Genomic DNA, 17,539 nt, shown 5'->3' with positions numbered 1-17,539 from the left:
TGTTATTTCGCCAGCACGACGCTGTTTTTCTCTGCAATCTCACGTGCCAGGTTCAGGTAACTCAGGGCGCCTTTGCTTTCTGCATCGTGCAAAAGGGCTGGTATACCAAAGCTTGGCGACTCACTCAACTTCACGTTTCTAGGAATGATAGTATCGAATACCATCTGCTGGAAGTGTGTTTTCACTTCTTCCACCACCTGGTTGCTCAGGCGCAGGCGCACATCATACATCGTTAACAGGATACCTTCAATGGCCAGTTCCGTGTTCAGGCGCGACTGTATTATCTTGATCGTGTTCAGGAGCTTGCCCAAACCTTCAAGTGCAAAGTACTCGCACTGCACCGGTATCACCACAGAATCTGCTGCTGTAAGCGAGTTTACCGTAATAAGGCCAAGCGAAGGAGAGCAGTCGATGATGATGTAATCATACTTGTCTCTTAAAGGCTTCAGCGCCTCACGCATTTTCTCCTCACGGTTCGGGATATCGATCATCTCTACCTCGGCACCCACCAGATCGATGTGCGACGGGATCAGGTCAAGATACTCGATATTAGGCGATTGTAGGATAATGTCCTCTACCTTTACATCTTCTACCATGCACTCGTAAATGCTGGTGGTGATGGTGGCAGGGTCGAAGCCAAGGCCCGATGTGGCGTTTGCCTGCGGGTCTGCGTCGACTAAAAGTGTTTTATACTCTAAAGCTGCTAAACTGGCGGCAAGGTTAATGGCCGTTGTGGTTTTACCCACGCCACCTTTTTGGTTTGCAACTGCGATAATTTTTCCCATTCTAAAACTATAGGTTAATTGTCTGACCTATCTCCAACAAAATAAGTTCTTTATCAGCCATTCTGGCTACTTCCTGCACCTCTTCACGGTCAATTTTGATGTAAGGGAAGGTGTCGTAATGCATACCGATCACCGTATCTACCTGCACAAAATCAGCGGCGATCATGGCATCGTGTATGTCCATGGTAAAGTTGTCGCCAATCGGCATCAGGGCAAAATCCACATCAAACTGCTCTGGTATAAGCTTCATGTCGTAGGTAAGGGCGGTGTCGCCGGCGTAGTAGAACGTTTTATCCGGCGTTTCTACTACAAATCCCGCTGCAGGACCTCCAGGTGTACCATCTGGCAACGTGCTGGAGTGTATGGCATTCACCATTTTAACTGTACCGAACGGCAGTGTTACTTTACCTCCCACGTTCATCGGGTGCACCTTCTCAATGCCTTTTTCGCCATACCAGCTGGTGATCTCGAAAGCAGCCACAATGGTGCTGTTATTGTTTTTAGCTATCTGCTCTGCGTCGTGTACATGGTCCTGGTGGCCATGCGACAGCAAAATATAGTCAGCTTTGATATCGTCTACGTTTATACCTGAGGCCAACTCGTTATGGGAGATGAACGGGTCGAATAACACGCGGTTTTCTCCGATTTCGAATAAGAAGCAAGATTGTCCGTAGTACGTTATTCTCATAATCTGTCTTTTTTAGTGCTGAACAATAAACGCAAGATACCTTAAACTTGCACAAAGATACATTTTTTTAGCCATAAAGATTGAAGTGTTCCACGGTTCTTGTCCTTTTTTTATCCACCTATTTACTAACATTTTTGGACTGTTTTTAGATGGCTGAAAGTATAACATACAGCAAAAATTTAAGCGGCATCCAACACAGATCCCAAGCCTGCCTGCACCGAAGATTTGCGGTCTGAAATGCAGATGCAGGAGCACAGCAATATTTTTTATTTTGCTATCTGAAAGGGGAAAAGTTTTCTGGTACCCGTTTGAAAGAAGTGGATTAGTTACAACTGGTTAGTTATAGCTAGTGTTTACTTAAATGGTTTTACAGCGCTGATTAATAACTAAGTATACTATGTTTATTAGGTGGCTGTGTATACTGTTTTATTAGAAGTAGGTAGTTTAGTTTGCGTTAAACGAAGAGAGCCCGGAAACTTATACTTCCGGGCTCTCTTCGTTTATGCTTATTGCCTGGCTTTATCAATAGTCCAGTCGCGGTAGTCTTTGAAGTATGTTGCTCCCCAGCGCTTGTACCTTGGAATAACTGTTTCTTCCAGGCGGCGAAGGAAGTCCTGGTAGTTTTTGTTTTGTGGGTTGGACCACAGAACCTCGCTTAGGGCAGTCATCCTCGGGAACACCATATACTCTACCTTTGCCGGCGATCCCATGTACTCTGTCCAAACGTTGCCTTGCGCACCAAGTATAAACCTGGCTTCTGGCTTGCCGCGCAGGGCGGTAGGCATTGGGTTGTAGTTGTAAACAGCATCTAACGGATTGTAGCCATGTATCGCCAGGCTGTCGTTCGGGTTCTGCGACTGGTAGTGGTCAAAGTATAAGGGTTTACCCGGCGTCATGATAACAGGGTGTTTGCGCATAGCAGCTGCCGCACCATTCTTGTCGTCGGCCCAGTTCATTACCACAGCAGAAGTATCTAAGTCTCCTTCCAGTATCTCGTGCCAGCCAATTACTTTCTTATTCTTTGCTTTAAGGTAATCCGATACCTGCTCAATAAAGTATGTCTGTAGCCCTTTCTCATCCTTCAGGTTGTGCTTTTTAATAAACTCTTGCGCCTGTGGACTGGCTTTCCACCATAGCTTACTGGTTTCGTCGCCGCCAATATGAATGTAAGGCGACGGGAACAGGTCTGCTACTTCTCCGAAAACCGTTTTTAGGAACTCGAATGTTTCGGGGCGCGGGGCCAGCACGTTGTTCTGGCGGTTATACATGCCCCAGGTATAGGCTACGTTCCAGGTGGTATCGGGGTGGGTGCTAAACTCGGGGTAAGCAGCAATGGTAGCACGACTATGGCCGGGTATATCGATCTCGGGTATAATGTTGATCCCGCGCACCTTTGCATACTGTATTACTTCTTTTACATCGTCCTGAGTATAGTAGCCTCCATAGCGGGTGGGGTCGTAGCGGGCAGGCTCGGATTTAAAATGGCCTATTAGTGTAGAGTCGCGCCAGGAGCTAATAGAGTTTAGTTTCGGGTAGCTTTTGATTTCGATGCGCCAGCCCTGATCATCGGTAAGATGCCAGTGAAAGTTGTTGAACTTGTGAAATGCCAAGTAGTCGATGTACTTCTTAACAAACTCCAGCGGGAAAAAGTGACGGACAACATCCAGATGCATCCCGCGGTAAGCGAACGTAGGGTAGTCTAAAATTTTGACCGCATCTACCTTAAAATCTTTTTCATTTTCTAGGGGTACTAGTTGCAGCAAAGTTTGTATACCATACACGATACCGTTCACATCCTGTGCTTTTATACTTACTGTACCATTCCCTGACTCCAGCACATACATTTCCTTTTTATTTGCAGCCTCCGGAGCGTGTTGCAGGATGATGGCATCTTTCTGCTTTTTCCCTTTTTGCAAGGGTTGTACACGCAACGCTAATCCAGTTTGCGCCTGTAGCAGGTCTTTCAGGTAAGATGCCTGTACAGCGTAAGGCGAATCATAGTAGATAACTGTTTCATGGTCTACCTCCACAGGCTTCTGCTTTAGCTGTATCACCTGTTGTGGCTTTGGAACGATATCAGATGCATCCTGTGCCTGAGCCGGGGCAAGTATAATTGATAGGCATAAGATGATAAGGGTTCGAAAGAAATTTGATCTCATATTTTCTGATCTGTTAAGACGCTAAAATTAAGCATTACTAATTAAAGCAGCCAGGCATGTTATACCTGCTTTGAGGTAGATAAGAAAAAAAAATATCAGGGGCAGGCAACGCTTTATCAAACTGTCTGGTCTAGCCAGTAATAAGATGCAGATAAGTATTGTTTGCATCTGAGACAGAGCTGAAAACCTAATCTTTTATAAATAAAACTAATGAAAACCAAGTACTTATTCTTAACAGCAGCAATGGGCTTGTCTGTTATCCTGTCTTCCTGCGAAAAAGAAGATATCCTGCCGGACAAGGTGACCACACCTACAGGTCCAGGCACTACGACACCACCTACTACCACAACACCGCCACCGGCTACTACGCCGCCGCCTGTAAACACAACACCACCGGCAACTGGTACAGGTACATTGATTACAAGGATAGGTGCACGAGTGTATACGTACGATGCACAGCAGCGCTTAACTGAGGTAAGCTATACTTACTCTCCAATTCAAGGATACACTGTTGTTTACGAAGGAAACAAGCCCGTACGACTGAACTACAAGGGAGGCAGCAATTACATGTTGTATACTTACGAAGGCGATAAAGTAGTTGAGGCTAAATCATACTATGGCGAGAATCTGGTGAATTATCATTTTAAATTTGAGTATGATGGTGACCTGCTGGTAAAAGAGACGCAAGTAAGCTATGCACGCTCTGACGAGGGACGGCTCGGTATTACAGCATACGCCTATGATGCCAAGGGTAATCTCTCAAAAATCACGACAACCTGGTCTACAAGCAATAGGGTAGAGGACATGGGTAGACCTTCGGTTATAACATTTGGTAACTACGATAATCAGAAGCATCCAGAGTCTTTCATAGCCACTGGAATGTACTACCTGCCAGGTGTTAAGCTGTTCGAGAACAACCCTGGCTACCGTAATCCGGGGTATGGTAAGGAATTTTTCTCCTACTCTTTCAACGACAAAGGTTATCCTGTAAACAGGTATACAAAGCTCGAAGCCTACCCACATGTACAGCCACATGTAGACAGCTATGAGTATAAGTAAGAAGTTACCGCCTTCTGTGTTACCTAAAAACAAAAAAGGGGCAGCATTATTTGCTGCCCCTTTTCATTATACTTAGTTATCTAGCGCTTGTTTGGATCTCTTTTTTCGTTTCTAGGATCCAATCTGTCTTTATCTGCCTTAGGATTGAGTCTGTCCACTTCGACATCAGTTTTGCGCTCTGTGCCTCTGATGGTCTCTTCGTGCTGCTCTACATCTTTACCTAATCTTACTTCCTCTACTACACGAGCTTCTTTATTAACCATCGGTTTTTCTGCGTGCTCTGTCATGGTTATTTCGCCTTCTTTGAAGCCTTTAAGATCTTGCTCATTGGCAGGGCGATTAACAGGTCTACGCTCTACATGCACATGTTCTTCACGCAAACGTAGTTTTTCTTCTACCGGGCGCTCTATAATACGGCTTCTTAGCCTTACGCCACCGGTCTCTACCTCGCGTTTACCCACCTGCATATTTTCTTCTACAACAGGTATAGATTTGCTTGAGTTAGTCCACTTGCCTTTATCTGAAGAAGACATACCGCGGTATTGTGCAGAACGCTCGTTCACATCTATCGCACCATACTTATCAAGTAATTCAGCGGCCTTCTTTGCCTGGTCTTTAGAGTCAGTGTGTACAGTTACAATAGACCCGTGCTTAGCCACCTCATAGTATTTGCTGGACTCATCACGGTTATCGAAAAGCGAGTTAAAGAACTGACTGTCTCTTTGGTTGTCAGTTGTAACTGTATTTGTTGGCCCACCCATATTCGGATTAGATGGGTTAGGGTTATTTTGATTCGGTGCGCTGGACTTATCCTTGGCACCTCTTACTGCAATATCAATATTTTTACTAGGAATACCGTTTTTTTCTAATTGCTGTGCAGCCATTTGGGCATCTACGCCATAATCGAAAATTCCTATTACTGTCTGTTTCATAGTATAATTGGGTTTAGTTATTAATCATCTGAAGCATGATTTTCATGCTTAAAGGGTATTATTGTTTTCTGTTCTGTCAATTTTAATTTCTTCCTTTTTGAGGATAACCTGCTGTGGATGATGTTCTTCCACTCTGCGTTTGGTTATGTGTAGTTCTTCCACCAGTACGAGCCGCTTCTGGATTACAACTTCTTCCTTTATGACCGGAATAATCATTGTATCTCCCTCATAGCGAACTTCCGGAGGTTTTTCTACTGAAAGGTTTTTCGCAACCCGCTGCACATCCACATCCTCATATACAAAGGGAACATCAACGGTTACGTCTTCTTCGTGCACCTGCTTGGATACACGTACCTTTCCTGTCTCAACAGTCTGAACATCTATATTTACTTTCTCTTCAACTACTGGGATCGTAGTTTCCGCTTCAGTTTGTGTTGGTTTTGCGTCTATACTTTGTTGCAGTTTTTGTTCAAATTCAGATTGTTGTACTTTATCTTTTCTGATATTTATTTCCATTATTAATTCACATATAAGAATATACCTTTAGCAAGATTGTTTCTGCTGGTATCTTTTAATTTTTACGGCCTAAGCCAAACCTTAGTTAGAAATGGTGTTAAATTTAATATTGGTATAATTAAAGATATGGGATGTTATTTGGCGTGTCGGGGTACACAGGCAGCGAACCTCGCTGCATTTTTAGTGAATAGTTGAAGGTTCTGCAGCTAAAAGATTGTCATATCCCAGTTATTTAAAGATTCGGACCTGAAGTATAACAGATTGTGCCATGCTAAATGCTCTTCAATAATCCGGAAGTTTTTAAATAGCTACAATAATAAATTATTAGCAGGGACTTATGCAAAGTATAGCTTAAGAGACTATTTCCAATCCCAAAGTATAATATTCCATTTCTCACCAATATCGTAGCCAAACTTTAAGATGGATTTGAAGCCCACATTATAATGGGCACGTACAGAACGCGTGTTGCGTTGGGCAACGCCGGTTACCACATAATCGAAATGAGGCTGCATCTGTTGCTGAAGGTGACGGTATAACCCCTCAAAAACCTTTTGCCCACGATGCTCTTTGGCCACACATATTTGACCCATAATAAAGTAGGTGGCAGTGTTTAAGGGTACAGCCTCATAGCTCAGTTCTTCCACCACATTTATGAGCGGGGTAAGAACAGGCAGTTTATCAGAGAATTCTTTTAACATCACCAACGCATAGCCAATTACCTGCCCATCCTTTTTGGCTACCACGTGTTTATACTTCTGGCCCATTTCCTCGAGCAACGAAAGCGTATGGCGGGCAGTTAAAAACCCCTGATCAGCTACCTCGTCAGGAGTAAGGCTGTCTTCGCAATTGAGTGACTGCAGCACAAGTATCTGCTGCAGATCATCAGTGGTTTCGGCAAGTGTGAATAGTGTCATGGGAGCAGTTGCTTTACCTGAATTTAGCAAAGGCAAGTATAAGCATAGTTTTGCTATGAAAAGAAAATCTGTAATATGTAATTAAGCTGTAGCAACATAAACTACTGCGCCACCTGGTCTACTTCTTTTTTAGACTTTATTTTCTTCTTTTTCTGGAAGAGAACGGTTCTTTCCCACTTCTCAAATCTCACAAAAGTGTTTTTAATCTTAGGGTTGGCTGTATCTATCATAGCAGATGTATTAATATAAATAGTCCTTTGTTTCTTTTTTCCGGTTAGTTGTGCAAACAATGCCCTAAACACTTCACCTACTGTAAGGCTCATCGGCACCTCCACTATGCTCTGCCCAAGCGGAATATGATAGGTTCGGTTTATACTTCCACAGGCATCCAAGAGGTTTTCTGCGCAAATGTTGTAAGTAATGTCGCTGATATCAAGGCTTTCTGTGTTGGCATTTTGAACCTGTACCAACGCGTTTAAGACGATGCCGCTTTTCAAGCTGATACCCTTCGGTTTTACTTTTTGCAGCTCAGTAACTGGTACCTTCGGCATCGGAATCATAAATTTGTTTGTAAACGAAACTTGCTGCGGAGCCAGGTCATCGATCTGATACCCTAGGGTGATAAGTTCTTCCAGTAGCATACTGTCCTGCTGCTGGTGGTGCTGCAAGTGGTCTCGCCAGGTTTTATAGTTCACGCCAAGCGTAATCCAACCAGTCTGGCTACCTTCCGGAGGCAGGGTTGTACTTACCTTTTCCTGGCTCATCGCAAACGTATCAGATTCATGTGTAATTTGTAAAGCAATGTTATTAAGCTGGATTGGCACCGGCAAAGGATTCTTGACGTGAACGTTCAGCTTAACCCAGGCAGTGTCAAATGCAATTGTAATATCTAACGTATCAATTTTGGTGATCTGAGGCATTAGTTGGCCGCCTGATCCTTTTGTCAGTTCTAATGTGCCATTGAAATCCAGGTCTACCTTAGTTGATCCGAGCATTTTGTTGCTGCTCGATAGCGTGGCTGTTGCCTGTAAATCATACTTCCAGTCTGAACTGCCGCTTATAGCTTTCTTTACAAGTTGGTTTACATCCTCAGCCGAAAGCCGGATCGGTATCTCAACTTCTGCCGCTTTGCCGTTTACTTTGATAGGCTCTTTCGTCTGGCCTTGTAGTAGTATATCATCGCTTAGCTGCAGGCGATAGTCAAGGTTCTTTATCTGCAAGTCGGGGAGGTTAGAGCTTTGTATCTTTAGTTGCAGGCCAAGATAGGCACCTTTTTGTGGGTCGAGTTCCCGTACCTCCAAACCGGCCACCTGTATGCCTGCCTGGCCAGGCACTGGCACCTGCACCTGCCGCTTTAGGCTTAGCTTCTGCGTTTGTTTTGTATCTGGCAGGTTGTAAATAAGGTTTAATTCTACTTCCAAGGACACTTTTTCCTGCCCCTGCACCTGCTTCATAAAGTTTTGGTAGGCACTTTCATCCACCAGTAAATCCAGTCGGAAAGACTGATCCCCGGATTTGGGCAGGATCTTTTCATAGTTTCTTTTTCCGCGCGCGATCACTGTGCCTTTGTGCCTGATGTAGTAAGCTGCACTATCGATGTAGAAAGGGAAGGGGGAAGGGTTGTGCACTATAATATCCGCTTGAATTCTGGTAGTTTCCTCATCAGAATCTACTTCTAGGCGCTTGATTTTGCTGATAGAGGGGAGGAATTTACTTCCTGCGCCCATTCCGCCTGCATCCAATACACCTGATTTTTCTACGGTTAAGTTAAAAGAGTCAAACAATGGGTGCTGACTTTGGATCTGGGCTTCTACAACGGCATCATACTCCCAACTCTTGCCGCCTGACAACTTTTTCTTTAGGAGGGCAATAGCATCAGCGGTAGATAACTCCAGGGGAATCTCTAACAATCTGCTGCCTTTGTCAACGGCAAAAGTAGAGTCTATCTGGCCTTCAATCCTGAGGGTATCGCCAAGCCTGATGTTGTACTGGAAGTTATCAATTTTAAGCCCGGGCAGGTTTTTGTTTGTGGCATTTATTCTGAGCAGCAGCGAGTAACCTTCCTCAACGCTAAAGCTTCTCACCTTGAGTTCACTTACCTGCATTTCCGGTGATTTGGCAACGGGCACAGTGATTTGCCGGTCCATGGCTATACTTTGCGGGCTGATGAAAGGCAGGTCGAAATAAGCTTCCATGGCCACATCTATTTTGATACTGTCTTTACCCTGCTGCTCTTTTATATGCTCTCTATACTTTTCAAAGTCCAGCTGCATCTTAAAATCCACAACCTTATCTCCTAAAGCAGGGAGGGTATGATCTGTTGTCATCCTTCCGCGGCCAATTGTATCATTTTGATCTTTGAACACATAACGGATGCTGTCGATAGCAATGGGTAGCGGAATCCTGTTCTGGACGTTAATACCTGTTTTTATAAAGGCAGTGTCTTTAGCCATTTCCAGATTAATGTACTCTACGCCTTTGACTTTAGGATAGTATTTCTTCTTAACTACAAAATATACAATGCCGCCTATAAGTGCCAGCAGTAACACAACAAGAATTATCCAACCAGTTTTCTTCACAAGTATGGTGCTTTATATATTAGCGTAAACGCATTTTTTGATGCAGCTGTTTTAGAAGCTCCGCTATGCACAGATCATGTGGTTATGGCTGCTCCGTTTTTTGCTTCACCAGCTTCAACAATTTTTCGTGTAGTTGTTGCTGAAATGTGACAAGGGATGCCGGTCCGCCTTCCTGGTGCTTTACTCGCTTAGCGACTTTCCCGTTTTCGTAAAAAGTAAGATAGGTGCTGGGCCTGTCGGTCCATTGGGTTAGGTAGGCATCTACTAGCGAAGTATAATTTAACGCGGCCAAGTCAGTTTTAAGCTGCTGTAGTTCCTGTTTGGGCAGGCAAAGCTGTACGGTGTCATTTTCCGGGATGCCAATATTTCCCCACGAAATCAACGTTATACTTCCATCTTGCATGATGTTGGCTTCGTAAGCAGGGCAAGCACCATAACAGGGGGCTTTCTGGAACTGGAGAAGCGGTAAAGCAGGCTGGCTTTTACCTGATGCCTGGCAAACTCCTTTACTGGCACAACTGCTTAATCCCATACTTAGTAGCAGTACAAGTATAAAAGTGCACGGTTGTCTATTTATGTTAAATAGATTGTGCTGATTTGCTGTTTTAGCCATCAGTTTTTAGGAGCTTGCTTGAAGTTGCCGTTCTCAAATATATATGCCTCCGGTGCGCAGTTATCACAATCCTGGTAGTTAATGTTAGGGTCGGGGGGATTGATAATGAAAAGGCGGCTATCGGGGCTATACTTTGCACCATGACTGCTTTGCAGTTTGTCTGCGATTTTGCCGTTTTCCCTGTCTATCACATAATGCATCCGGCAGTTGGTGCCGCAGTTTACTGTTACCACCGTATACTTGCCGGCAAAATTTACCCCTTGTTTTAAGCCCTCGTTCAATGCATTGCTTTGGGTGCTGATTTCGCTCTGGCTCTTTGCATCAAGAGGGGCAAGGCGCCCACGGTATATGTCGCCCACAACGTAATTGCCGCTGCTTTGGTATTCTTCCATCGTAATGCGGTAGCGTTGGTACAGTTCCGGGTTTCTGCCCTCAGTAATGGGCTCAGACACAGATTTGTTATCCAGCTGCTTTTCAAGTTTAGGGTGGGTTTCGGCAAGGCTGCCTTCTTCATTGCGTTCAGTGTCCTGCTGGCAGGCTGCAAAGGCAAGGGCTACAGCCAATAAGTATACTTTGCTCAGTTTCATGGTTGTTTGTTTATACTTCCTCATACGGTAGTGCGGCAAGTATAGCTATAAAAAAAGCCTCTCCTGTGTAGGAAAGGCTTTTTTATACTTCTATGTTAAAGCTTATTTCTTTGCTTTGTTACGCTTTTGCTGCTCTTTCTCAGCTGCCTGGCGCATAGCTTCCTGCATACGCTCTGTAAACGATGGGCCTCCAGACTTCTTCTTCTCTTTAATTCTGTCTTTGTTAGCCTCCAGTTTAGATCTTACCTTGCCCTCATCCACAAACTTACGGATGATCGCCTGCTGACCGAAAGTTACCATGTTAGACACAAAGTAATAGAACGACAGACCGGCAGGGAAGGAGTTCAGTACAAACATGAAGATCACCGGCATTAAGTAGCTGTAGAACTTCATCGGGCCCTGCATCTGCGAGTTGATCTGGTTGTTAGACCAGGTATAAAGTATGGTAGAGGCCGTCATTAACAGCGTGAACATACTTACGTGGCTACCATAGAATGGAATCTCGAACGGCAGTCTTGCAAATACATCGTAGGTAGAAAGGTCGTTTGCCCACAAGAATGCCTCTTGGCGCAGCTCGATCGAGTTCGGGAAGAAGTTGAACATCGCAAACAGGATCGGGATCTGCAACAGCATCGGGATACAGCCGCTCAGCGGGTTTACGCCCATTTCCTGGTACAGCTTCATGGTTTCCATCTGCGTTTTCTGCATGTCGCCGTCGTTACGCTCCTTAATGGCATCAATCTCAGGCTTCAGCACTTTCATCTTCGCCATCGAAGTATACGACTTGTAAGTAAGCGGCAACAGGATGGTTTTAATGTAAAGCACCAGCAAGATAATAATGATACCGTAGTTGCCGATGAAGTTCTCCAGGAAGTCAAACGCAGGAATAATTATCCACTTGTTCACGTAAGAGAAGATTCCCCAGCCTAAATCAAGGTTCTTATCGAAATCATCTCCAAGGTGCTTCAGAATTTTGTAATCGTTCGGGCCGAAATAGTACATAAAATCTGCACCACCAGAAACCACATCTTTAGTAGGTATAAGTACCTCCGAAGACAGAGCTTTTACAACAGTTGTATCAGCTTGGTCTACCTCTGAGGTAAGCTTGGCACCTGCAAACTGATTCTCGGCAATGATACCAGCTGTAAAGAAGTTCTGCTTGTTCGAAATCCACTTCAGCGGCTCTTCTACAATTAGTGTTTCTTTCTCTTCAGAAATAGATAGATAATCATATCCATCCTCTACAGTAGCATAATTGATAGTAGTTTTAGCACGGTTCTGCTTCAGGTCGCGCTCCAACTGTTTTACTTTGTCGTTCCAGGTAAACGTAACATTGTTGCCGCCCAGTACATTATCAAGCCCTTTGAAATCAAGACCATAAGCCATCGTAAAACTCTCATCGTGCAGTGTATATACCTGCTCAATGTATTGACCATTGCCAATATCGGCTCTGAAAGCTATTGCTTTGCCCGGAACGTCATTAACAGTCACATCACGTACCTCAGAAGGAGCAAAGTATAAGTCAGAAAGTTTTACAGTTTTGCCGTCTTTTGTTGTGAAGGCAACATCTGTCTCACTGCTTTCCTTATCAAATAAGTAAAGCGGCTGACCGTTGTACGTCTTATAGTTCTTAAGTAAAACCTCTTTTACCTGGCCACCTTTCGTAGAGAAATTAACCACCATGTTCTGGTTTTCCAGGGTAACTGTGCTTGCCTCACCGGTTGCGGCAGCGCCAAAAGCACCCAGAGCTGTTGCTCTGCGAGCCTGAGCCAGTGAGTCATCTTCAGCAACTGCTACAGTTTGCACTTGCTCTACCTTGGCTTTTTCCTGAACTGCCTGTTTTTCTGCCTGCTTATCCGTTCCTGAAAAGAAGAAGGAGTATGCCAGCAGCAACACGGCAATCAATCCAAAGCCAATCGCTTGATTTCTATCCATTTACTAAAATTAAAAATTGTGTTGTTGTGTGTTGTACTATTTGGTTTTAGCGTAATTATTAGCCGCTTTTACAAATTTAACAAAAAGCGGGTGAGGGTTTAACACTGTGCTCTTTAATTCCGGGTGATACTGTGCTGCCACAAACCATGGGTGGTTCTGAAGTTCGATTACCTCTACCAGTCCTGTGTCAGGGTTAAAGCCAGTAGCCATCATACCAGCCTCTTCAAAAGCAGGTAAGTACTTGTTGTTGAACTCATAACGATGTCTGTGGCGCTCCGAAATCTTAGACTTCCCGTAAATAGAATAAGCCTTAGAACCCTTTTTTAGTTCACAAGTATAGGCACCTAATCGCATAGTTCCACCCTTTTGGGTAATTTGTTTTTGATCCTCCATCATATCGATAACCGGATGCGGTGTTTCCGGATCCATCTCAGTAGAGGCGGCACCTTCTAAACCTAGCACGTTGCGGGCAAACTCTACGGCTGCGCATTGCATGCCCAAACAGATGCCCATAAAGGGTATGTTGTTCTCCCGTACAAAGCGGATAGCCTCCAGCTTACCTTTAAAGCCGCGCTCGCCAAAGCCTGGGGCCACCAGCACACCATCCATATCTTTCAACAAACCAGCTACGTTCTCATCGTTAATATTCTCAGACTGGAACCACTTAATGTTAACCTTACACTCATTGGCTGCACCGGCATGTATAAAAGCCTCTACTATAGATTTATAAGCATCCGGAAGCTCTACATATTTACCTACCAGGGCAATGTTCACCTCTGAAAGCGGATTTTTTAATCTGCCTAAAAATTCCTTCCAACTGTCCAGGTTTGGATCTGCTTTGTGCGGCAGCTTTAGTTTACTGATTACACGCTCATCCAGCTTTTCCTTGCGCATTAGCAAAGGTACATCGTAAATCGTCTCGGCATCCAGCGACTCAATTACAGAATTCTGCTTAACGTTACAGAACAAGGCGATTTTCTTGCGCAGATCAGACGGAATATGGTGCTCTGAGCGGCAAACCAGGATATCTGGTTGCACACCGGCTTCCGAAAGGTCGCGCACTGAGTGTTGTGTCGGTTTGGTTTTTAGCTCACCGGCAGCCTTTAAGTATGGCACTAACGTTAAGTGAATAACGCAAGTCTCGTTCACTCCCAGCTCCCAGCGCAACTGGCGCACCGCCTCAATAAAAGGCAATGACTCTATGTCACCCACACAGCCACCAATCTCCGTTATCACAATATCGTACTCTCCGGACTGCCCCAAAAGCAGCATACGGCGCTTAATTTCATCTGTAATGTGCGGCACTACCTGTACGGTTTTACCCAAATAAGCACCCTCACGCTCCTGCATGATCACATTGTAATAAATGCGGCCTGTAGTTACATTGTTTGCCTGGGAGGTAGGCACGTTCAAGAAACGCTCATAATGTCCCAAGTCTAGGTCAGTTTCAGCACCGTCTTCAGTCACGTAGCATTCGCCGTGCTCATACGGGTTAAGCGTGCCTGGATCGATGTTGATGTAAGGGTCGAATTTTTGGATGGTTACAGAGAAACCTCTTGCCTGCAGCAACTTAGCAAGAGATGCGGAAATGATACCTTTTCCGAGGGAGGACGTTACACCACCGGTAACGAAAATATATTTAGAAGCCATAAGTTAGGTTTAACTATATGGGCTACAAAGGTAGGTTTATTATTTTAATTTTCCTGAAAAATGACTCAAGTAGTGGATTGGCCTTAAGATATCTTTCTTAAAATTCAAGTGTAAATTAAGTCAATTTGGCGTGATAGCGTTATTCGCTGTTGAGAAACTCTACCATAAGACTTGAGAGGAAAGTATAATGGTACAGTTTATACTTTGGAAGCTGTTGTAAGTATAAAAAAACCGCCCCAACCAATATGGCTGAGGCGGTTTGATTATCTAACCTGTAAGTATAAACTTAGCTCTTCGGATTCAGAATATTGTCAATTCTTACCAGAGCGTCCTGCAGGTGATACTTTGTCATGGTATCTTTTGCTTTTGGAAGCGAAGCTCTGATCTGACTGCGCAGCGCAATTAGTTCGCCGCGCACTACCGGACGAATGTCAGATTGTGCCACATCTACTTGCGTGCCGCCACCTCTGTTGGTACGGCTTGCAGCTGCATTTGCGCCTCTTTCCTGGTCTATCATCAGGTATTCCAATCGTTCTAAGTAACCACGCTGCAGGTTTCTGCGATACGTATCTATCGATTTGCCTGCATTTAACTCAGACCAGATGCCACCACGCAGGTCAGCCATCATCTCAGTTAAAGTATAAGTGTTGTTGCCCAACGTAGCCTGCGCTTCGATCAAACGTGCCATACGGCCAGCATCCAATACGTTGTTCAGAATGTTGGTCTGAGCAGAACGCACGCGCTCCACAGCACCAGCAGACTCGATCTTACGAAGGATATTGTCATCTAGCATCCAGGTTGGAGTAGCAAAGCCTTGCTCATTCAGGAATGACAGGGCACGCTTCTGCTTATCTTTCGGTACATAAGAATAAACATCACCTTTCTGGTCGTAGGTCTTGTAATTCTCATACACACCACCGATGTTAGCCGTTACGTGGCCCATGTAGCGGTTCCACTGGCCAAGCACCTGACTGTACATTTCCTGCAGGTCTGTGTAGTTTTTGTTATCCTCCTTAGTCCACTCGATCAGGTTCGGCATAACGCGCTTCAGGTTTTTAATGCCGTAGCTGCTTGCCAGCATCGCGTCGTCACCTAAATCTTCTGTCTGAGAAGATGGATCGACAGGGTTGCCCTGCTGGCGTCCGAAGCGGTACCTTGGATCATTTTCATGTGCACGAATCCAGGCAGCAAGCTTTTCTGTATTGTCGTGACCTTTCGTTTCAGGGAAGTATGAATAGCCCCACTTCACCGCATGCTTGTCATAAATACCGATGCCAGGCATCAACGCTACACCTTTATCCTCTGGCTGTGCCACATAGTTAAAGCGGGCATAGTCCATGATAGAAGGGGCAGTACCCATTTCTTTCGTGAATTTTGGATCGCGCAGTTTCTCAACCGGGTAAGCAGCGCTAGAGCCCATGTTGTGCGGTAGGCCTAACGTATGGCCAACTTCGTGTGCCGATACGAAACGAATCAGCTCACCCATCACTTCGTCTTTGAACTTGATACCACGGGCATCCGGGTTAACGGCAGCCGTCTGGATGAAGTACCAGTTGCGCAGCAGGTTCATTACGTTGTGGTACCAGCCAATGTGGCTCTCCAGGATCTCGCCAGAGCGTGGATCGTGTACGTTAGGGCCGTAAGCATTCTGTGTTTCAGAAGAGAAGTAGCGGATAACTGAGTAACGCGCGTCTTCGGTGCTGAACTCCGGATCTTCTTCGAAAGAAGGAGGGTCTTTGGCAACAATGGCATTTTTAAAGCCTGCAGCTTCAAATGCTTTGTTCCAATCCTCCACACCCTGCTTTAAATATGGGCGCCATTTCATTGGCGTAGCCGGGTCTATGTAGTATACAATCTGCTTTTTAGGCTCAACCAGTTCGCCACGGGCATAGGCTGCCTCATCTTTTGGCTCTAGTCTCCAGCGCACGATATAACGACGCTTGGCTGCACGTTGCTCATCTGTACCAAAGTCGGTCTGATTAATAGTGAAGAAGCCAACGCGCTGATCGAATGTACGTGCAGGCATCGGTTTCTCTGGCAGCAACAGCATAGAGTGGTTTAGCTCCAGCGTAATAGTACCTGTGCTGGAGTTTGCCGGTGCATCCGTAGCTTCGTAAGTCATAAGAGAGCGTGCCTCTACGTTGATCGGGAAGCTTTTTACATTCTCAATAAAAGAACGCTTGTCGTCGAGTCTGCGCACTTTGTACTGCTCACGTCTTCTCTTGTCAAGGCCAAGGGCAGTCACGTCTTTCGAGAAGAAATCAGTTACATCGATTACCTGCGTGCCATTACCAAACGCTTTAATGTCGAAAGCCTGAATAACCGGGGCAAGGTTTGAGTTCTGTACAGAATTAAAGATCTCCAGGGTGTCAGCAGCCACGTTTTCATAGGATACAACGCGCAGCAAGATGTTATTGCCTTTACGCTCCCAGCGCAGCACCTGTGTATTCAGTTCCTCACCGCCGTAGCCAATATTGTTGGCAGTTTTGGCGATGCGACTTACCATCAGCATGTCGCGGTTCAGGAGCGTATCCGGAATCTCGTACAGGTACTTCTCGTCGATCTTGTGTACTTTAAAAAGACCTTCGTCGGTAAGGGCCTTGGCAGTAACTACCTCGTTGTATGGCTTTGGCTTACTGTCGTCTCTCTTCGGTGCTTGTGTTGGCGCGGCAGCAGTGGTTTCCTGCTTTGCCTTCTTCTTCTTTTTGCTCTTCTGGGCATATGCCGACGACGGAGCAATAGCCGCGCCTGCCAGCATTAGAGCCACTATAGGAGCAAATCGTAAATTTTTACTCATAAGTAGGTGATTAGTTAGTGATTTAGGTTTAGTTAGAATTAGTTAATGGTAATGTAAGAAATAAAAGTTGCAACATCTGTTTCTGCTGCAGCTTTTGTTAAGACTAGTAATAAGGTAGATGGTTTAATCTGGATCAGGATTTGTAGGATTTTTGGATGAGCAGGATTCCTTTGCAGCACCGGGTCTAACTGCCCCTCCTTATCCAAGGAGGGGAGCCTTGTTTTACCAAAGTTCAGGCTGAAGCTCTGGAGCAAACGCACAACCTCCCTCAAAATAATATCTATGATGATAACAAGAGAAGGAAAGTTGCTATTTGAATTATAAG

Annotated in this window: 13 protein-coding genes; 1 reads left to right on the top strand and 12 read right to left on the bottom strand. The window is 45.0% G+C overall.

Annotated features, from left to right (window positions below):
• Positions 1-2: 2 nt before the first annotated feature.
• From H8S84_RS04375 to H8S84_RS04365, 3 genes are all read right to left on the bottom strand, one after another.
• A complete protein-coding gene (locus H8S84_RS04375) occupies positions 3-785 on the bottom strand; it encodes a ParA family protein (protein WP_187066031.1) in 783 nt (260 codons plus the stop codon).
• 7 nt (positions 786-792) lie between these two features.
• Positions 793-1,473, bottom strand: coding sequence for a metal-dependent hydrolase (locus tag H8S84_RS04370; RefSeq protein WP_187066030.1), 681 nt, complete (start codon positions 1,471-1,473; stop codon positions 793-795).
• 506 nt (positions 1,474-1,979) lie between these two features.
• Entirely contained in the window at positions 1,980-3,632 is a 1,653-nt protein-coding gene (locus tag H8S84_RS04365) for a beta-N-acetylhexosaminidase (RefSeq protein ID WP_187066029.1), read from the bottom strand.
• A gap of 210 nt (positions 3,633-3,842) precedes the next feature.
• Here H8S84_RS04365 and H8S84_RS04360 point away from each other — a divergent pair, with 210 nt between their 5' ends.
• Positions 3,843-4,691, top strand: a complete 849-nt coding sequence (locus tag H8S84_RS04360; RefSeq protein ID WP_230407039.1) for a hypothetical protein — start codon at positions 3,843-3,845, stop codon at positions 4,689-4,691.
• A gap of 80 nt (positions 4,692-4,771) precedes the next feature.
• Here the strand turns inward: H8S84_RS04360 and H8S84_RS04355 are convergent, their stop codons facing one another.
• The 9 genes from H8S84_RS04355 to H8S84_RS04315 all read right to left on the bottom strand — a co-directional run bounded on the left by H8S84_RS04355 (position 4,772) and on the right by H8S84_RS04315 (position 17,214).
• A complete protein-coding gene (locus H8S84_RS04355; protein ID WP_187066028.1) occupies positions 4,772-5,623 on the bottom strand; it encodes a YsnF/AvaK domain-containing protein in 852 nt (283 codons plus the stop codon).
• 48 nt (positions 5,624-5,671) lie between these two features.
• Positions 5,672-6,139 (bottom strand): YsnF/AvaK domain-containing protein, encoded by a 468-nt coding sequence (locus H8S84_RS04350; protein WP_187066027.1) that lies wholly within the window; start codon positions 6,137-6,139, stop codon positions 5,672-5,674.
• A gap of 359 nt (positions 6,140-6,498) precedes the next feature.
• Complete coding sequence (locus tag H8S84_RS04345) at positions 6,499-7,053, bottom strand: GNAT family N-acetyltransferase (protein WP_187066026.1); 555 nt, start codon at positions 7,051-7,053, stop codon at positions 6,499-6,501.
• Positions 7,054-7,154: 101 nt separating this feature from the next.
• Positions 7,155-9,632, bottom strand: coding sequence for an NDR1/HIN1-like protein (locus H8S84_RS04340; protein ID WP_187066025.1), 2,478 nt, complete (start codon positions 9,630-9,632; stop codon positions 7,155-7,157).
• 82 nt (positions 9,633-9,714) lie between these two features.
• Positions 9,715-10,164 (bottom strand): DUF6438 domain-containing protein, encoded by a 450-nt coding sequence (locus H8S84_RS04335; RefSeq protein WP_187066024.1) that lies wholly within the window; start codon positions 10,162-10,164, stop codon positions 9,715-9,717.
• Positions 10,165-10,244: 80 nt separating this feature from the next.
• Complete coding sequence (locus H8S84_RS04330; protein ID WP_187066023.1) at positions 10,245-10,856, bottom strand: hypothetical protein; 612 nt, start codon at positions 10,854-10,856, stop codon at positions 10,245-10,247.
• 78 nt (positions 10,857-10,934) lie between these two features.
• The gene (gene yidC / locus H8S84_RS04325) at positions 10,935-12,767 is read right to left on the bottom strand and encodes a membrane protein insertase YidC (RefSeq protein ID WP_187066022.1); all 1,833 of its coding nucleotides are present in this window, start codon (positions 12,765-12,767) and stop codon (positions 10,935-10,937) included.
• A gap of 36 nt (positions 12,768-12,803) precedes the next feature.
• Complete coding sequence (locus tag H8S84_RS04320; RefSeq protein WP_187066021.1) at positions 12,804-14,417, bottom strand: CTP synthase; 1,614 nt, start codon at positions 14,415-14,417, stop codon at positions 12,804-12,806.
• A 286-nt stretch (positions 14,418-14,703) separates the two neighbouring features.
• The gene (locus H8S84_RS04315) at positions 14,704-17,214 is read right to left on the bottom strand and encodes a zinc-dependent metalloprotease (RefSeq protein ID WP_187066020.1); all 2,511 of its coding nucleotides are present in this window, start codon (positions 17,212-17,214) and stop codon (positions 14,704-14,706) included.
• Positions 17,215-17,539 lie beyond the last annotated feature (325 nt).

Origin of the sequence: Pontibacter cellulosilyticus, assembly GCF_014306105.1 — a bacterium.
GTDB classification, from domain to species: Bacteria; Bacteroidota; Bacteroidia; order Cytophagales; family Hymenobacteraceae; genus Pontibacter; species Pontibacter cellulosilyticus.
The sequence above is the reverse complement of the archived record's forward strand: the minus strand, read 5'-3'. Positions and strand labels throughout refer to the sequence as shown.